The 16,599-nt window shown below is 47.0% G+C and carries 14 protein-coding genes; 13 read left to right on the plus strand and 1 reads right to left on the minus strand.

Annotated elements, in window-relative coordinates; genetic code table 11:
- Window positions 1-77: 77 nt before the first annotated feature.
- Window positions 78-1,046: a Gfo/Idh/MocA family protein gene (locus MWG26_RS04140; protein WP_025654806.1), complete on the minus strand. Its 969-nt coding sequence runs from the start codon at window positions 1,044-1,046 to the stop codon at window positions 78-80.
- A gap of 195 nt (window positions 1,047-1,241) precedes the next feature.
- Between MWG26_RS04140 and MWG26_RS04145 the strand changes: the two genes are divergently transcribed.
- From MWG26_RS04145 to MWG26_RS04200, 13 genes are all read left to right on the plus strand, one after another.
- The gene (locus MWG26_RS04145; RefSeq protein ID WP_025654807.1) at window positions 1,242-2,237 is read left to right on the plus strand and encodes an SPL family radical SAM protein; all 996 of its coding nucleotides are present in this window, start codon (window positions 1,242-1,244) and stop codon (window positions 2,235-2,237) included.
- Between the two features lie 232 nt (window positions 2,238-2,469).
- Window positions 2,470-3,480, plus strand: coding sequence for a LacI family DNA-binding transcriptional regulator (locus MWG26_RS04150; RefSeq protein WP_025654808.1), 1,011 nt, complete (start codon window positions 2,470-2,472; stop codon window positions 3,478-3,480).
- 330 nt (window positions 3,481-3,810) lie between these two features.
- The gene (locus tag MWG26_RS04155) at window positions 3,811-5,316 is read left to right on the plus strand and encodes a sugar ABC transporter ATP-binding protein (protein WP_049915427.1); all 1,506 of its coding nucleotides are present in this window, start codon (window positions 3,811-3,813) and stop codon (window positions 5,314-5,316) included.
- Window positions 5,313-6,293 carry an ABC transporter permease gene (locus tag MWG26_RS04160; RefSeq protein ID WP_025654810.1) on the plus strand — a complete coding sequence of 327 codons (981 nt, stop codon included), beginning with the start codon at window positions 5,313-5,315 and terminating at the stop codon, window positions 6,291-6,293. The genes MWG26_RS04155 and MWG26_RS04160 overlap by 4 nt, the downstream gene beginning before the upstream one ends.
- A gap of 12 nt (window positions 6,294-6,305) precedes the next feature.
- Window positions 6,306-7,268 carry an ABC transporter permease gene (locus tag MWG26_RS04165; RefSeq protein WP_025654811.1) on the plus strand — a complete coding sequence of 321 codons (963 nt, stop codon included), beginning with the start codon at window positions 6,306-6,308 and terminating at the stop codon, window positions 7,266-7,268.
- Between the two features lie 71 nt (window positions 7,269-7,339).
- The gene (locus MWG26_RS04170; RefSeq protein WP_025654812.1) at window positions 7,340-8,437 is read left to right on the plus strand and encodes a rhamnose ABC transporter substrate-binding protein; all 1,098 of its coding nucleotides are present in this window, start codon (window positions 7,340-7,342) and stop codon (window positions 8,435-8,437) included.
- A gap of 145 nt (window positions 8,438-8,582) precedes the next feature.
- On the plus strand, window positions 8,583-9,659 hold the full coding sequence (locus MWG26_RS04175; protein ID WP_025654813.1) for a uroporphyrinogen decarboxylase family protein: 1,077 nt from the start codon (window positions 8,583-8,585) through the stop codon (window positions 9,657-9,659).
- Window positions 9,660-9,730: 71 nt separating this feature from the next.
- A complete protein-coding gene (locus MWG26_RS04180; RefSeq protein WP_025654814.1) occupies window positions 9,731-10,963 on the plus strand; it encodes a TIM barrel protein in 1,233 nt (410 codons plus the stop codon).
- Window positions 10,963-12,009: a uroporphyrinogen decarboxylase family protein gene (locus tag MWG26_RS04185; RefSeq protein ID WP_025654815.1), complete on the plus strand. Its 1,047-nt coding sequence runs from the start codon at window positions 10,963-10,965 to the stop codon at window positions 12,007-12,009. The genes MWG26_RS04180 and MWG26_RS04185 overlap by 1 nt, the downstream gene beginning before the upstream one ends.
- Before the next feature lie 10 nt (window positions 12,010-12,019).
- Window positions 12,020-13,144 (plus strand): rhamnulokinase, encoded by a 1,125-nt coding sequence (locus MWG26_RS04190; protein ID WP_117441014.1) that lies wholly within the window; start codon window positions 12,020-12,022, stop codon window positions 13,142-13,144.
- Window positions 13,065-13,490: an FGGY-family carbohydrate kinase gene (locus MWG26_RS22685; protein WP_117441013.1), complete on the plus strand. Its 426-nt coding sequence runs from the start codon at window positions 13,065-13,067 to the stop codon at window positions 13,488-13,490. Before MWG26_RS04190 ends, MWG26_RS22685 begins: the two co-directional genes overlap by 80 nt.
- A 502-nt stretch (window positions 13,491-13,992) precedes the next feature.
- Entirely contained in the window at window positions 13,993-14,973 is a 981-nt protein-coding gene (locus MWG26_RS04195; RefSeq protein WP_025654817.1) for a LacI family DNA-binding transcriptional regulator, read from the plus strand.
- Between the two features lie 286 nt (window positions 14,974-15,259).
- Window positions 15,260-16,588, plus strand: a complete 1,329-nt coding sequence (locus MWG26_RS04200) for an ABC transporter substrate-binding protein (RefSeq protein ID WP_025654818.1) — start codon at window positions 15,260-15,262, stop codon at window positions 16,586-16,588.
- The last annotated feature ends 11 nt before the right edge of the window (window positions 16,589-16,599 follow it).

Below are 16,599 nucleotides of genomic sequence, written 5' to 3' on the forward strand. Positions count from 1 at the left end.
AGTTCTTCCGGTGGGAGGCGCACCGCAGCGTAAGAGACAAATGCCGCGGTGGGACTTCCGCAGAGGCGGCTTTTACATCACTCCCCATACCCACAGGATGACAGTACCATATCCATAGCTTCAGCGACCCCAATTGAAAATTCATGGCTGACAAGGGGCGCTTCCCCATTCAGTATACAGGCGCCGAGCTGTTCTACTTCCAACATATAATTCTGTGGGGCATCGACACAGAATTCGGTGCGCTTTTCATCTTGTACCAGATACCATTTCTGTTTTCCTTCCGCATTAAATCTGACCGGTACTTCCAGTATTCCCCGATCTCCATAGATAAAGGAACGATCCCCGCGATGATAAGGGAACATGCCGCAGGAGAACACCGCGCGCCTGCCGCCGGGGTACATCAGGTATCCCGTTGTCAGGTCATCAATTTTCTCCCCGGTAAAATGTGAAACAGCCTGCCCGGAAAGCGGCACTGAACCAAACAGGCAGGAAGCAAAGCTGATGGTATAGCATCCAAGATCATAGACGGATCCTCCCAGAGTATCCCGGCGGATGCGGATATCATCCTCGTAACCGGGTGTAAAGAAGACAGATTCTATCATATTCACATTTCCAATCAGGCCGTTGTCTATCTGCTTTTTAAGCTCCTTCATGACCGGAGAGTGAAGGTAGGCAAATGCCTCCATAAAAATGACGCCCGCAGCGTCGCATGCCTGGATCATTTCTTTCGTATCTGCGGCGCTTCCGCTCGCCGGCTTTTCACACAATACATGTTTTTTACAGGCCGCCGCTTTCAGGACCCATTCCTTATGAAGGTTATTCGGGAGCGGTATGTAGACAGCCTCCACGTCCGGATCCTTCAGCAGTTCATCATAACTTCCATAGGCTTTTTGAAAATGAAATTCATCACAGAATTGTTCCGCCTTTTCCAGTGAACGCCCTGCTATGGCATACAACTCGCAGTTTTTTGCCATCCGCATACCAGGGATAGTCTGTTCTTTCGCAATTCCGGCAGTACCGAGAATGCCCCAACGTATTTTTTTCATAGATAGTAAACTCCTTTCAGGTATGTTAATAAAGCTTAGAAACTGTCCATAAACTCATGCCCTTTCGCCAGAACAGCGGCAGAGCCGTGGATTAAGGTTATTATAACATATTTATCAAAACATGATAAATTCTTTTCCGCAGCGCATACTATAAGCAGGCCGTTCGCCTGAAAAAATAAAAGAAAAGAGATAATTATGAAATTTGATGCTGTTTACTATGAACCGGATTCTCTGTCTTATACATTAGGAGAGCAGCTGAAGGAACAATTTGGCAGCCTCCCCTGGATACCAATTGCCAGCCACAACTCCATCAAAGAGATGCAGGAAAAGCCCAATTCCGAATTTGGCCGTATGAAGAGGAACTTGATTATCGGGATCCGCAAGACGCATAAATATGTGGAGAATCACAAAGTATCCGATTATCTGGTGCCCTATACCTCCTCCGGCTGTACGGCCATGTGCCTGTACTGCTATCTCGTGTGTAATTACAATAAATGCGCGTATCTCAGATTATTTGTGAACCGGGAGCAGATGTTGGACCGCCTGATAAAAAAGAGCATGAAGAGCGTACAGCCGCTGGCATTTGAGATCGGCAGTAACAGTGACCTTGTATTAGAAAACACCATCACGCAGAATCTGCTCTATACCATTCCGCGTTTTGTAGAGGAAGGAAGAGGGAAGATAACATTTCCGACCAAATTCGATATGGTGGAGCCGCTTCTGGGACTGGAACACGGCGGCAGGGTGATCTTCAGAATGAGCGTGAACCCACAGCCAATTATCAGCAGGATTGAATTGGGGACGTCCAGTCTGAAGCAGCGGATCCAGGCTGTGAACGAGATGTGTGAAGCAGGGTATCCATGCGGTCTTCTAATTGCACCGGTAATTATGGTTGATGGCTGGAAGAAACTTTATACGGAGCTTCTGGAAGAGCTGGAGAGCGGATTGTCTGCTAAAATGAAACGAGAGATGTTCCTGGAGATCATATTGATGACCTATTCCTATGTCCACCGCGCCATCAATCAAGATGCCTTTCCAGGGGCAGAAGACTTATACGATCAGGAGCGGATGACCGGGCGCGGCAGGGGAAGATATTGCTACCGGCCGGAAGTACGGGCTGAGGCAGAAAGTTTTCTGAGGGCGGAGATAAAAAGAATCCTGGGCGATGTGCAGATTCTTTATATCAGCTGACCGTAAGGCCGCGGGCAATTACTTTATGTACCAGAGCGGGAAAAGTCGTACGAATCAGTCTTCTTTGGTTGTACATTTTCGCTAAGAATGTTAAAATAACCCATATGAGTACAGAGTATCAATGCGGGGAGAAAGCATATCCAAAGGGCATCCCGTAATGCATGCCCTTCGGGCGGGTCTGCAGAATAATGTATAAGGTATTGAGACGATCTGAGTGAAAATAGGAGTTCAAATGAGTACAATCTATGATGTCGCAAAATTGGCCGGGGTAGGGAAATCAACGGTTTCCCGTGTGATCAATAAAAACGGGGCTATTAAAGAATCTACGAGGCTTAAGGTGGAAGCCGCCATGAAAGAACTGAACTACCGCCCAAGTCTGTTCGCACAGGGGATTAAGACGGGCAGATCCAAGACGATCGCTTTAGTCGTTCCGGATTCCACGAATCTTTTCTATAGCATGCTGTTGTCAGGGATTGAGGATATTGCAAGAAAATATGGCTATTTCGTAATGCTCTGCAATGGGGAATATGATTCACAAAAGGGAAAAGTATATCTGGAACAGCTTCAGGAGCGTAACATTGACGGCATTATTTATTGCGTATACCGAAAGGATGAGGTGTTCAAAGATATATTCGAACTGTCGGAGACGGTTCCCGTAGTATTTACCGATGACCCCTACCTGCGCGATCCTACAGTGTCAGTGGTTTATACGGACGGAAAAAAAGCGGTGCGCGAGAACGTTGATTATTTATATAAAAAGGGCTGTCGGAATATTGCCTTTATCGGCCTGGAAGAGATCTGTGCAGTTATGTACCGGTTTGAGGGATATAAGCAGGGATTAAAGGATCATGAAATCCGGTATTCCCGGGATCTGGTATATCAGGCTCCCTATAACTGGTGCAGGATGTCACATTTTATGCTTGGTGCGGAAGGGATTTCCCAGATCATGCAGTCAGGGAAGCAAGTGGATGCCGTGATTGCCGCGACGGACATGCTGGCGATCGGCGCGATATCCTGGATCCAGGAAAACGGATACAGCGTGCCAGGTGATATCCGGGTGATCGGATACGACAATATTGAGATTAGTTCTATTATCCGTCCTAAAATGTCGACCATCTCCCAGCCCATACGTATGATGGGAAACGAGGCGGCAGAGCTGCTGTTTCGGAAGATAGAGGAGAACAATGGGATTAACGAGACCATTGAAATGAATACCACTTTCATAGAAAGAGAAAGCACGTAGAAAATATGAAAACATGTTTCAGACCATGATTCTGGAGCATGTTTTTTTGTATCATAGGAAAATGCCCGGCACTTTCCTATGATACAAAACCCTCCGGGAGATTCACAATTAGTTATAGTCAATATGAACAAATGAAAAACAAAAATATAGTAAAAATAACGAAAATGACTTACAAAAATATAAAAATCCACAAGTTTATTGACAATAATTTTTGTATATGTTATAACGGAAATAAGAAATGGGATCAATCCCAATAAAGCCGGAAGCAACGGCTGTTTTTTAATACATAAATTGGGATCAATCCCAATTTTGGAAGGAAGGAGAGTAATATTGGAGAAAAAAGTCAATTTGTTAAGCGCTCAGAAGATATGTAAATCCTTTGGAAAAAATAACGTTCTTAAGTCTGTAGACTTTGATTTGGAGGCAGGGGAGGTACATGCACTGATCGGTGAGAACGGGGCAGGAAAGTCGACGCTTCTAAAAATATTATTCGGAATTTACCAGCCAACCTCGGGTGAGATCTATCTGGACGGGAAGACCGTGCGGATGAAGCATCCGGTGGACGCTATTGGACACGGTATTGCAATGATTCACCAGGAGCCTTCCGTTTTTGAAGATCTGAGCATTGCAGAGAATATTTTTACCGGACACTTTGATACACGGAAGATCAAATGGGAGGAGCTGAACAGAAAAGCCTCTGAGGCTATGCAGGAAGTGGGGCTTGCGTTTTCTCCGGGCAGAATGATGAAGGGGCTTTCTGTTGCAGAGCAGCAGCTGATAGAGATTGCCTCCGCGCTTTCTTCTGATGCGAAGATCATTTTTATGGATGAGCCTACCGCATCGCTCACGCCTTCCGAGGTGGATAATCTGCTGGAGCTCATCGACACCCTGCGGAAAAAGGGAAAAACGATCGTCTACATCAGCCACAGGCTGGAGGAAATTAAGGCAGTTTCAGACAGGATTACGGTTCTGCGGGATGGAGAGATCGTAGGTACATACCAGAATGCAGAAATTACCAAGGATCAGATCATCCAGAAGATGATCGGCAGAGAATTCAGGGCCGGGGGCGGAGAGACAGAAAGGAAGACTTTCGGGCAGCCGTTCTTGGAGATAGAAGATATCAGTATTCCCGGCATTTTCGAACACATCAGCTTTCAGATTGCAAGAGGAGAGATCATGGGGGTTGCGGGCCTTATGGGAGCAGGGCGGACGGAAGTAGCCAGAGGAATATTCGGGATTACGCCGGTAAAGTCGGGTCAGATCAAAATCAAGGGAAAAGAAGTAAAGATTGGCTCCCCTGAGGCAGCTATCATAAATAAAATCGCCCTGGTGCCCGAGGACCGGCAGGGACTGGGATTGTTTGTTTCAGAACCGATTGCTTTTAATACCACCTTTGCGATCATCGACAGTATCAAAAAGAAGTTAGGCTACATTGATACAAAGAAAGAAAAAAAGATCTCGGAAGAATACGTGGAAGGCCTGAAGACAAAATGCAGGTCCGTCAACCAGAAAGTGGGGGATCTGTCCGGCGGGAACCAACAGAAGGTCAGCCTGGCAAAGTGGATCAGCACGAATCCGGATGTCCTGATTCTGGATGAGCCAACCCGGGGAATCGACGTGGGTGCGAAGGAAGAGGTATACAGGCTGATCAGAAAATTGGCGGAGGAAGGAAAATGCATCATGATGATCTCCTCCGAATTAAATGAGATCATATCACTGAGTGATAAGGTGATGGTTATGTATGAGGGAAAACAGACGGGAATGCTGCAGAAGGACGAGATCACAGACGTAAAGATCTTGTCTGCGGCGCACGATTGTCTGGAGGAGGCACAATGAAAAAGAAAAAGCTGAATTTAAGTTCATTTCGTGAATTAGGCGTGATTGCTATGATTGTGATTATCTATGCAGTCGTATGTATCATAGAGCCCCGGTTCTTTTCCACCACTTCGCTGGTCAACATCCTGCTGTTTTTTCCATTTTTGCTGATTGTATCCCTGGGGGAGATGATCGAAATTGTGAGCAGAAATGTGGACATGTCATTGGGCGCGATCCTGGCGTGTTCCGGGTATGCGGCGGGGCTGCTTTTTAAAACGTACAGCGGCCTGCCTATCGCAGTTGTTTTTATCGCGGCGATTGCACTGGGATGTGTGCTGGGGCTGATCAATGGGTTTATCGTGACAAAATTTCAGATCCCATCTGTCATTGTTACGCTGGGAACTATGAATGTATATCGGGGCGTGATTTTCATCCTGGGCGGCAAACAGATCGATAATTCGGTGATACCCCAGTCCTTAATGGCGCTTTCCCAACCAAAGCAGTCCGTCATCGGGATTCCATATTCCGTACTGATTGCGCTTCTGGCGGCCGTTCTTCTTGCCTTATTTTTAAAATACTTCCGGGCGGGCAGGGAAATATATGAAATCGGTTGTAACCCTGCGGCGGCAAGCCTGCGGGGGATCTCAAACAACCGGGTACAGTTGTTTGTCTTCACACTGGCCGGCGGACTGAGTGGTCTGGCAGGGATGGTCTTTATATCCAGAATCGGCTATATGGATCCGGGAGCCGCGGGACGGGGCCTGGAATTCACGGCCATAGCCGCGGTTGTGATCGGCGGAACCAGTATGAACGGCGGAGTCGGCAAAGTGACGGGGACCGTATTGGGATGCCTGCTTCTGGGAGTTATACAGAATGCGATCTCAATAACAGGCATTTCCGGGTATTGGCAGGAGGCTATTTATGGAATTATTATCGTAGTCTCTGTCATTATCGATAACCTGATTAAAAATAGGCTGGCAGTCAGCGAAGCGAGATAAGGGGGGACAATGATGAAACATAGATTAAAAATGAACCGGATGATCCGGCCGGAACTGACGGTGTTTGTGTTCATGATTTTAAGCCTTGTGGTCGGGGTTCTGCTGTCGCCAAACTTTCTGGACATTAGATTTCTGCTTGGCTCCACGATCTTCTACTGCGAACTCGGGCTGATGGCAATTCCGTTTACCCTCCTTCTGACATCAGGGGAGATCGACCTTTCCATCGCGGCAAACATGAGTCTGGTGGCTTGTCTGGTGGCCGTACTGTATCAGGCGGGGATGAGTATGCCAGTGCTAATTGTGATCGGTATTGCAGCAGGGACGCTGCTTGGATTTTTTAACGGCCTTCTCGTGACGGTTACAAAGCTGCCCTCATTAGTGATAACCATCGGCATCATGTCTGTCTATCAGGGATTTTCACAGGTTCTGGTAGGAGACGCGGCGATTTCGGGATTTCCGGAATGGTTTATCGGTCTTGATCAATACACAATTTTGGGATTGATACCACTAAATCTGATTATCTTGATTGTAGTCGCCCTTATTTTCTCCTTTCTGTTGAAAAAGACGGTATGGGGCAGGAAGGTGACTGCCATCGGCCTGAACCGCGGCACGGCATTGTATTCCGGCGTTGCAGTTGAAAAAACAAAGGTTCTGCTCTTTACAATTCAGGGGACATTCTGTGCAATCGCAGGTATTATGACAATGTCCAGGCTGCAGATGGCGAAGTATACCATAGCGGGCGACGGACAGATGGACGTTATCACTATGGTTCTGCTTGGCGGAACCGCATTTGCTGGAGGACGTGGGAGCGTCCTTGGGACACTGGCAGCATTTTTCATTATCGTTTTCATCAGAACGGGCATGCGGCTGGCGCTTCTGAGCAATTATGCACAGATGGCGATACTGGGACTGCTGTTGATTCTTGTAATTATTATTTCAAACGGGTTAGAAAAAATGGCTAAAAAATATGAATAGGAGGTGCAGTGGTATTAAAAAAATAATTAGCCATGAGAAACATATAAATAAAAAAATTCAGGAGGATTGCTATGAAAAAAAGAGTATTATCAGTAGTATTGGGGATCTGTTTACTGACCGCGGCAATGGTGGGCGGATGCGAGAAGAAGGGCGTGGAGCAGAACCCGAAAAGTGACAGCAGCAAACAGGAAGAGGAGCAGGGAAGTACGGACGATAAGGCACAAGGCAGTGCGAAAAACGCTTCCGATGTCACAGTCCGCTATATCTGTCTGACAAAGGGAATTCCCTACTTTGACCCGATTATTGAGGGGATGAAAGAAAGTGTGGAAAAGGCGGGGGCAACCTTCCAGGATACGGCTCCGGATACAAGCGACGCGACGGCACAGATCCCGCTGATTGAGGCAGCAATCCAGGACAAGGTCGATGTAATCTGTATATCACCAAGTGATCCGGATGCTTTGTGCGCTACTTTTGATAAAGCCAGGGACGCGGGAATTATCGTTCTCTGCGTGAATGATGATGTTACCGGAAACGAAGACAGAAGAGACGGTGCGGTAATGTCTACGGATTACGATGTGCTTGGAAAAGAGAACTTTGAGGCGTTTGCGGAGAGCATGAATTATGAGGGCAAGTTTGTTGCATTAAGCTCTAAGACAGGAACGCCGTTCCAGGAGAACCAGATGCAGATTTACAGGGATATGATGGCGGAAGACGAGAAATACGCGAAAATGGAATTTGTGGATGTTCTTTATGGCGATGATGAGGCTACAAAAAGCCTGACCGAGGCGGAGGCTGCCATCCAGAAATATCCGGACCTGAAAGGCATTATATCTCCGACAACGGTAGGAATTGTAGCCGCAGCACAGGCAGTGGAGAATGCAGGGCTGACGGGCAAGATTATGGTAAGCGGAACGGGAACACCATCCCAGTGCAAGACATACCTGGAAAATGGCACCATGCCGAATGCATTTCTCTGGGATACCAGGCTTTGCGGAAATGTAGCAGGAACACTCTCAGTTAAGCTTGCAACGGGAGAAACGGCGCTGGAAGCCGGAGCTGAAATTGACCTTGGCGAATACGGTACGGTAAAGGCCAATGATGTCTGCCTGGTACCGGCAGGAGATCCGTTGAAGTTTACAAAAGACAATGCGGATGAATATGATTACTAATTTTTGAAAATAAGTGGCATGACAGTAAAAATATTAACTGAAATAAATAATCAGCTGTGCCGCAAAAGGGACAGACCCCTCTGCAAAGGGGGCTGTCCCCTTTGAGAAGGAAACCGGTGCAGTCTGCAGGAGGAGGTACGCGTGTATGAATGCAAGAGAAAGGGTACTGGCGGCTTTAAAAGGGGAGGGGAAGCCCGACCGGATGCCATTTGAGATCAGTTGGGGCGCGTTTACCCCGAGACTGATGCAGTGTTATCATGAGAAGGAAAAAACAGAGGAAACACCGGAAGAATACTTTGACTTTGATGTCAGGTCGGTAAATATCGGCGCAACAAAGAAGAAAACAGATTTTACAAAATACTTCAAAGAGAAACTTCCGGACAATGTGATCTTTGATGAGTGGGGAATTGGGGCCGTGCCCGGCTCGCAGGAACATTTTCTGGAGTTCAAATACCATCCCCTTGCGTGGTGTGAAACAGCGGAGGATGTATATGGCTACGAGTGGCCTGATGTGGATGCAGATTACCGGTTTGAGGGAATGAAGGAAAAAATTGAAGAATATAAGTCCCGTGGCTACGTGGTAATGGGAGAATTGTATCAAACGATCTTCGAAACCGCGTGGATGCTGCGTGGGATGGAAACTTTTTTGATGGATTACTATGAAAACGAAGAAGTGGCTATGGCTATATGCGATAAACTGAAAGAATTGAGGATAAAGCAGGCGAAGAAATATGCGGAGCTTGGTGTTGATATCATCCGCCTGGGGGATGACGTGGCGACACAAAAAGGGCCGCTGATGAGCCGTGAAATGTACGGTGCTTTGATAAAAGAACGTATGAAAAGAATCGTTCAGGCGGGGAAGGCTGTAAATCCGGAAGTGCTTTATTTCCGGCACTGCGATGGGAAAGTGGAAGACATTGTGGATGATTTTATCGAGGAGGGCATCGATATCCTGAATCCTGTACAGCCGGAGTGTAATGACCTGACGCTTATATATGATAGATTTGGGGACAGACTGGCATTCTGGGGCGGAATCGGGACACAGAGCACGATGCCCTTTGGAACGCCGCAAGAGGTGAGGGAAAAAGTAAAGGAAGTTCAGAAAATTTTGGGCAAAAGAGGCGCGCTGGTTGTGGCCCCTACGCACATACTGGAGCCGGAAGTGCCATGGGAAAATGTACTGGCATTTGTGGACGCTGCGAAGCATTCCTATTACGAATAAATAAGATGGTCATGAATAAATAAGATGGTTTCAAATAAAGGAGAAGATGGTTGCGAATAAAGGAGAAGTCAATGGAGCGATATGAAAAAAGATATGAGATTTTAAAAGAAGAATTAGGTGAAAAGGGGTTAGACCTGGAGGAAATTAAAGATTTACTAAAGACGCAGGTCATTGAACTGCCGTCCTGGGCAGTGGGAAATTCCGGAACCCGCTATGGCACATTTAAAGATAAGGGGGCAGCAGTTACGATCTGGGATAAGATCGACGACTGTGCGGAAATCCAGAGGTGCCTGGGGATCACGCCGGTTATGGCAAGCCATGTGTGCTGGGACAAGACTGAGGACGGAAGATTCGGCCCGGTCAGGGAATATGCCGAGGAGAAAGGCATGAAAATCGGTACCGTGCATCCGAATACATTTTCCGGGCAGGAGTTCAGGTATGGATCCATGTGTTCGCCGTTGGACTGGGTACGTGAACAGACGAAGGAACACTTTAAAGACTGCGTCAGAATGGCGCGGGAGATGGGTTCCCGGACAATCGGGATGTGGGTGGCGGACGGAACCAACTATCCGGGGCAGGATAATCTGAGGGAGCGGAAACACCGCCTGTATGAGGGACTAAAGGTTCTGTATGATGCGATGGATGCGGATATGACGCTGCTGCTGGAATATAAACCCTTTGAACCATTCTATTACACGACCGACGTGCAGGACTGGGGCACCTCCTATCTGATGTGCAGTAAACTAGGACCTCAGGCAAAGACGCTGGTGGATCTGGGGCATCACCTGCCGGGGACCAATATTGAGCATATTATATCCACTCTGCTGGACGAAGGAAAACTGGGAGGATTTCACTTTAACAACCACCGGTACGCGGATGATGATCTGATTCTCGGAACCGTGAACCCGCTGGAGATCTTTCTGATTTACAAAGAAATCATCGATGCGGGGATGGACGGCGTTGATAATCAGATTGCCTATATGCTGGATCAGTCCCATAATATTGAAAACAGCCTGGAAGGCATTATCTACTCTGTCATGAATATTCAGACCGCCTATGCAAAGGCATTGCTGATTGACCGTAAGGCTTTGAAAGCTGCCCAGGCGGATCACGATGTCGTAAAATGCAACCAGATCATCATGGAGGCATTTGAAACGGATGTGGAGCCGCTGTTGTCCGTTGTCCGTATGGAACTGGGGCTCACGGATACCGATCCGCTGCGGAATCACCGGGAGAGCGGTTACCATAAAAGGGTGTCCGAGACCAGAGCGGAAGGGATACTGACACTGGGAGGAGGATGCTGATGAACGGAAGAGAGAGAATTCTGGCGGTTTTAAACCGCCAGGAACCGGACAGAGTCCCTACCTGTGAGTGGGTGCTCTATCCAAAGGTAATGGAGCAGATCTGCAATACGGCAAGCGACCTGGAATTTGTACAGAAAATGGATCTGGACGGGATTGCCGTCGGGCTGGATTCAAAGAATACGGTAATAGATGACCGGCATTTCATTGATGAATGGGGAATTACCAGAGTTTCCTATGACGAATATCCGAATCCGGTTGGATTTCCGATCCAGGAATTATCTGATCTGGATACCTATGAGGTGCCGGATCCCGATGCGTCGTACCGCTTTAATAAGATTAAAAAAGCAATGGATCTGTTTGGGCAGGAAAAATGTGTAATTGCCAGGGTGCGGGACGTATTTTCACAGCCCAGGGACCTGATGGGATTTGAAAATTTCCTGGCTGGTTTTTATGAGGAACCGGAGCTTGTCCAGCGCCTGATGGAGATGAGCGTGGAATACTCCGGCAGAATCTGCGAAAACCTTGCCGGGCTTGGTATTGAGGTAATTGTTGTGGGTGATGATATTGCCAACAACCAGGCACTTCTTATGAATCCCGACATGTATAGGGAACAGGTGCTGCCACACTTTGAAGCACTGGTCAAAAAGGCTAAAAGCCTGGGACTCAAGGTGATCAAACACAGTGACGGAGACTTGAACAGCGTAGTGGAAGATCTGGTAAACGCAGGAATAGACTGCTTGGATCCGATTGACGCAAGAGGAAACATGGATCTCGCTGCATTAAAGGCAAGGTATGGAAACAGGATTGCATTCAAGGGAAATGTGGACTGTGTGGAAACACTTGTAAACAAGTCAGAAGACCAGGTACGCAGGGAAGTAGCGCGTTGTCTGCTCCAGGGAAGCGTGGGAGGCGGACACATTATCTCCTCCTCCAACTCCATCCACAGCGGAATAAACCCGCGGAATTACAAGGTTTTTCTGGATGCGGTAAAGGAATTGGGGTGGTATCCCTTAGACTTAGAAAAATTAAAGCAAATCGCAGAATAGGGGTGTGCAAATGGGCAGATATTTTGCAGTCGATCTGGGGGCGGAAAGCGGCCGCTGTATCGCAGGAACCCTGGAAAACGGCATTATAAAACTGGATGAACTGTGGCGGTTTCCGACACAGGGACTTAAAATCCGGGGAGAATGGAAATGGAACGTTTACCGCTTTTATGAAGAAATATTAAAAGGACTTCGGATTTATGCGGATCAATACGGACCCGAACTGGATTCGATCGGCGTAGACACCTGGGGCGTAGATTTTGGCCTGCTGGATAAGAACGGGACACTGATGGGGATCCCATATACATACAGGGATAAAAGGACAGAAGGCACAGACGCCCTGCTGGAGCCAAGGAAAAAAATGTTATACCGAAAAACCGGAATTCAGTTTCTGGAGTTCAATACACTGAATCAGCTTATTGCAGCCAGGAGGCAGAAAGATACACAGCTCGACCACGCCAGAGAACTGCTGTTTGTGGGAGATATCCTGCACTATCTGTTGGGAGCCAGGCCTGTTTGCGAATACACGGCGGCCTCCATATCCATGCTGGTAGATACGGTCAACCGCAAATGGGATGACGAGATCTTCGAGGCCTACAATATCCCGGTAGAACTGCAGTCCCAGATCTCGTTTGCAGGGGACACAGTAGGAACACTCCGGGACGATATTGCAGACCAGGCGGGACTAAAACGTGGGATTCCGATCATTACGCCTGCCGTACATGACACGGCAAGTGCAGTAGTAGCGACTCCCACAGAAGGTGAAAACTTCGCTTTTATCAGTTCCGGTACATGGTCTCTGGCAGGAATGGAGCTGAAACAGCCCGTAAATAATGAAAAAAGCTTCGCACTCAATATCTCCAATTCTGGCGGAGTACTTGGAAAATCCCTTTTTCTAAAAAATATCATGGGACTCTGGATTATTCAGCAATGTAAAAAACAATGGAACCGAAAAGATCCTGGGCTTAACTACTCCAGAATCGTAGAAGAGGCGCAAAAAGCCCCTAAATTTACGGCGTTTATAGACGTAGACGACAACAGCTTTTTCGCACCGGAATATGCCGGAAGCGATTGTCGAATACCTGAAAAAAACAAATCAGATCCAACTCAAAGAAGACGACATCGGTGCAATCAGTAGGCTGATCTATGAGGGCCTTGCACTGAAATACAAATATGTTTTAGGGAAGATAGAAGATGCCGCAGAGAAAAAAATCGATGTCGTACACGTAACAGGAGGCGGTGGAAAGAATACACTGTTAAATCAGTTTATAGCCAATGCGCTCCACAAAAAAGTAACGGCAGGCCCGGAAGAATGTACAGCAACCGGCAATCTCCTGATGCAGGCCTACGGATGCGGACATGCCTCCTCATTAACAGAAATACGCAGAATAGTGAGGGATTCCTTCCAGGTGAGGGAATATGTGCCGGAAGATGAGGCAGAGTGGAATCTTGCATACAAAAATTTCACAAAATATTGCTTCTAAATCAAACAAAGCAACGGCCATAAATCCCATCCGCTGCCCCGTAAAATCTCCCAGACGGGAAATCGTTTTCACCTGCCGGCCGGATGAACCAGCCTGCAGCAAGATGAACCAGAGATATGCTTACGCCTGCATCTTGTCCTGTCTTGCTGCAGGCGTCTCTCCCTGTATAAAAAAACAAAAGATTGTGCAATAAGTAGTAATGTCTTATAATATAAGCAGTAAAAAATTTGTCTGATAAAGAAAATGATTATTGCACAATAGAAGAACCGAGAATACTATGTATCAATTATCTTGATGTGAACAAAGATATCGGGGCAATGATCGGACAAGCACAGGAATCTGATGGTTACGGAAGATAATCTGTACGAGTTGACAAATGAACGGGCTGGGGAAAAGACAATGTTTCGGCTGAAACCGTATCTTTAGTTTGACTTTTGTCCGGAAATATATTACAACTAGAATTAAGCAGAGCTTAAAAATACAGAGGAAAGGAGGATTGAAGATGGCAAGTATCAGAGATGTTGCCAAAAAGGCAAACGTAGGCCCGACAACGGTCTCACGGGTTCTGAACAACAGCGGCTATGTATCCGATGAGACCCGCCAGAAGATAGAAGCAGCCATGCGTGAACTGGACTACACGCCCAACGAGCTGGCGCGCAATTTATTTCACAAGAAAACAGGGATTATCGCCGTATTAGTTCCCACGGTTGCACACCCGTTTTTTGCTGAATTTGTAGAATATGTGGAAGCAGAGCTGTATAACTGCGGCTACAAGACCATGCTGTGCAATACCGTGAAAGAAGAAAATGCGGAACTTGAATATCTGGATATGTTGAACCGTCATATTGTAGACGGCGTGATCACAGGTGTACACTCACTTGATGTGGAGGAATATCTCAAGATCCACAAGCCGATTGTGGCGCTTGACCGCTACCTGGGCGAAGATATCCCTGTGGTGGCAGTGAACCATAAAAGAGGCGGCAGACTGGCGGCAGAAGAGCTGATCAGAAGCGGCTGCAAGTCCGTACTGCATTTCCGCGGCGCGCAGGAAGTTGAGTCACCATACCATGACAGACATTATGAATTCGAAAGGATTATGAAAAAGAACCATGTGAAGACATATTCCTATGAACTGGAATGGAACCGTTTTGACGCCTTATATTATAAAAAGGCAGTAGAGTCAGTTTTTGAAATGGGAATAGATTTTGACGGAGTATTCGGAGTTGACCAGCTGGCGATAGGTTATATGAATGAAGCGATCAGAAGGCATAAAAAGGTACCGGGAGATGTGAAGATTGTGGCTTATGACGGTACATACCTGACGGGAATCGTAGAACCGCAGGTGACGGCCGTTGCACAGCCTATGGAAGCGTTGGCCAGGGAATCCGTGCGCCTGATGGCAAGGCTGGTAAATGGAAAGACTTACAAAAATAAGCAGGTTTTATTAGAGGTAGAGCTTAAAAAAGGCAAGACAACTGTATAGTAAGTTCATTGTGAAAGGTGTACAAAATAAAATCATAATCTTTTGTAGTAATAAACAAAAAAACAGTGAATTTAAAAAATAAGGTTGACTTTTTTAATTGGAGTTATATAATGGGCTTAAAGTAATCAACAGGTGTACATCCTAGAAAACTTATTTTTTTTGCCGCATTGTGGAACGGGTTCCATGATGCGGCGCGGAACAAGCTGAGGTATTTTTTTTAAACAATGTGGAACGGGTTCCACATTGGAAACAAAAAAACAGTATTCGTAATACAAGGAGGAGCATTATGAAGAAAAGAACTTTAAAAAAACTGTTGTCAGCTGTTATGGCCGGTACGATGGCTGTGGGATTGCTTGCAGGATGTTCAGGCGGCAAGGAGGCGGCGTCGAAGGCAGAGTCAGAGGGAGGAGCAACGACGATTAAGTTCGGCATCCATGTGGCGAATCCCCAGGAGCAGGAAGCTGTTACATACAACATTGTGCAGGCATTTAACGAGAAGTATGATGGAAAATATAAGGTGGAGTTTGAGGCTTCCGATAAAGAGTCTCATTCCAAGAACATGAAGCTGGAAGCTTCCGACGGAACACTTCCGCAGATCTTCTGGCTGGATGCCAGCGAGGCGCCGGAATACAGTGACTCGGGCGTACTGATGGATTTATCGGATTTCTTATCCGAGAATTCTGATATCCAGACAGCCCTTGGCGGCATGGAAAATGCATTCCAGGATGACAGCGGGCAGTATGGACTGCCTTACCAGTGTAATGTCCAGGGAATCTTTTACAACAAGGACCTGTTTGATAAGGCAGGGGTTGAGTATCCTACGAACGACACTACATACGAAGAATTCATTGAGATGGTCAAAAAGCTGAAAGAGAGCGGCGTGACTCCGCTGTCAATCGGAAGCAAAAACAGTGCATACGCAATGTGGGAGTTCAACGAGACGCTTGCCAGATATGGATGGTCGGAGAATATTGACAGCATTCTTTCAGGAGAGAAGAAATTTAATAATGAAGACCTGAATGCTTGTTTTGAAAAGTTAAAAGGAATCGCGGATGCAGGTGCATTTCCGGAAAATATGGCTACCATCGAATACTTTGACGCGAAGCAGCTCTTTAACGAAGGCAAGGCGGCAATGTTTGGCACCGGCCAGTGGGACTGTGCGGAATTTGATGAAAATATCGGCGAAAAGGTAGGTTTCTGGTGGGGACCCAAATTTACAGATACGGACTACAACCAGGATATTGCAATGAAGGTTCCGTCCGCACCGATTGTTGTAAATGCAGAGGTTGCAGACGATGACGCAGTGAAAGAGGCGGTTTACGAGTTCCTGAAATTCTACTATGGAGAAGATGCAGCAAAGATTTCCTATGAAGGTTCTATTTTCCCGGCAACAAACTATTCCGAAGTTGCCGCAACGGACACACAATATTCCATGAATGCGATGCTGGAAGCCCTGGGGGCAGGATGGGAGAGCCCGGAGGCAGCGCCGGATCTGACTGTGGTATCCGCAGTACAGGAGGCCCTTTACAATTCTATGTTTGGCGTGATGCAGGGAACATATGAGCCCTCCGAAGCCCTGGATAAGATTGACGAGGCTCTGTCCTACAGTAAATAATGAAACAGGTC

This window comes from Faecalicatena contorta (assembly GCF_022835095.1).
Classification (GTDB): Bacteria; Bacillota; Clostridia; order Lachnospirales; family Lachnospiraceae; genus Faecalicatena; species Faecalicatena contorta.

Coding starts and splice junctions, on each gene's coding strand:
- MWG26_RS04185 (WP_025654815.1), top strand. CDS start 10,963: ATGAACGGAAGAGAGAGAATTCTGGCGGTTTTAAACCGCCAGGAACCG.
- MWG26_RS04165 (WP_025654811.1), top strand. CDS start 6,306: ATGAAACATAGATTAAAAATGAACCGGATGATCCGGCCGGAACTGACG.
- MWG26_RS04190 (WP_117441014.1), top strand. CDS start 12,020: ATGGGCAGATATTTTGCAGTCGATCTGGGGGCGGAAAGCGGCCGCTGT.
- MWG26_RS04180 (WP_025654814.1), top strand. CDS start 9,731: ATGGAGCGATATGAAAAAAGATATGAGATTTTAAAAGAAGAATTAGGT.
- MWG26_RS04200 (WP_025654818.1), top strand. CDS start 15,260: ATGAAGAAAAGAACTTTAAAAAAACTGTTGTCAGCTGTTATGGCCGGT.
- MWG26_RS04145 (WP_025654807.1), top strand. CDS start 1,242: ATGAAATTTGATGCTGTTTACTATGAACCGGATTCTCTGTCTTATACA.
- MWG26_RS04150 (WP_025654808.1), top strand. CDS start 2,470: ATGAGTACAATCTATGATGTCGCAAAATTGGCCGGGGTAGGGAAATCA.
- MWG26_RS04160 (WP_025654810.1), top strand. CDS start 5,313: ATGAAAAAGAAAAAGCTGAATTTAAGTTCATTTCGTGAATTAGGCGTG.
- MWG26_RS22685 (WP_117441013.1), top strand. CDS start 13,065: ATGCCGGAAGCGATTGTCGAATACCTGAAAAAAACAAATCAGATCCAA.
- MWG26_RS04175 (WP_025654813.1), top strand. CDS start 8,583: ATGAATGCAAGAGAAAGGGTACTGGCGGCTTTAAAAGGGGAGGGGAAG.
- MWG26_RS04170 (WP_025654812.1), top strand. CDS start 7,340: ATGAAAAAAAGAGTATTATCAGTAGTATTGGGGATCTGTTTACTGACC.
- MWG26_RS04140 (WP_025654806.1), bottom strand. CDS start 1,046: ATGAAAAAAATACGTTGGGGCATTCTCGGTACTGCCGGAATTGCGAAA.
- MWG26_RS04195 (WP_025654817.1), top strand. CDS start 13,993: ATGGCAAGTATCAGAGATGTTGCCAAAAAGGCAAACGTAGGCCCGACA.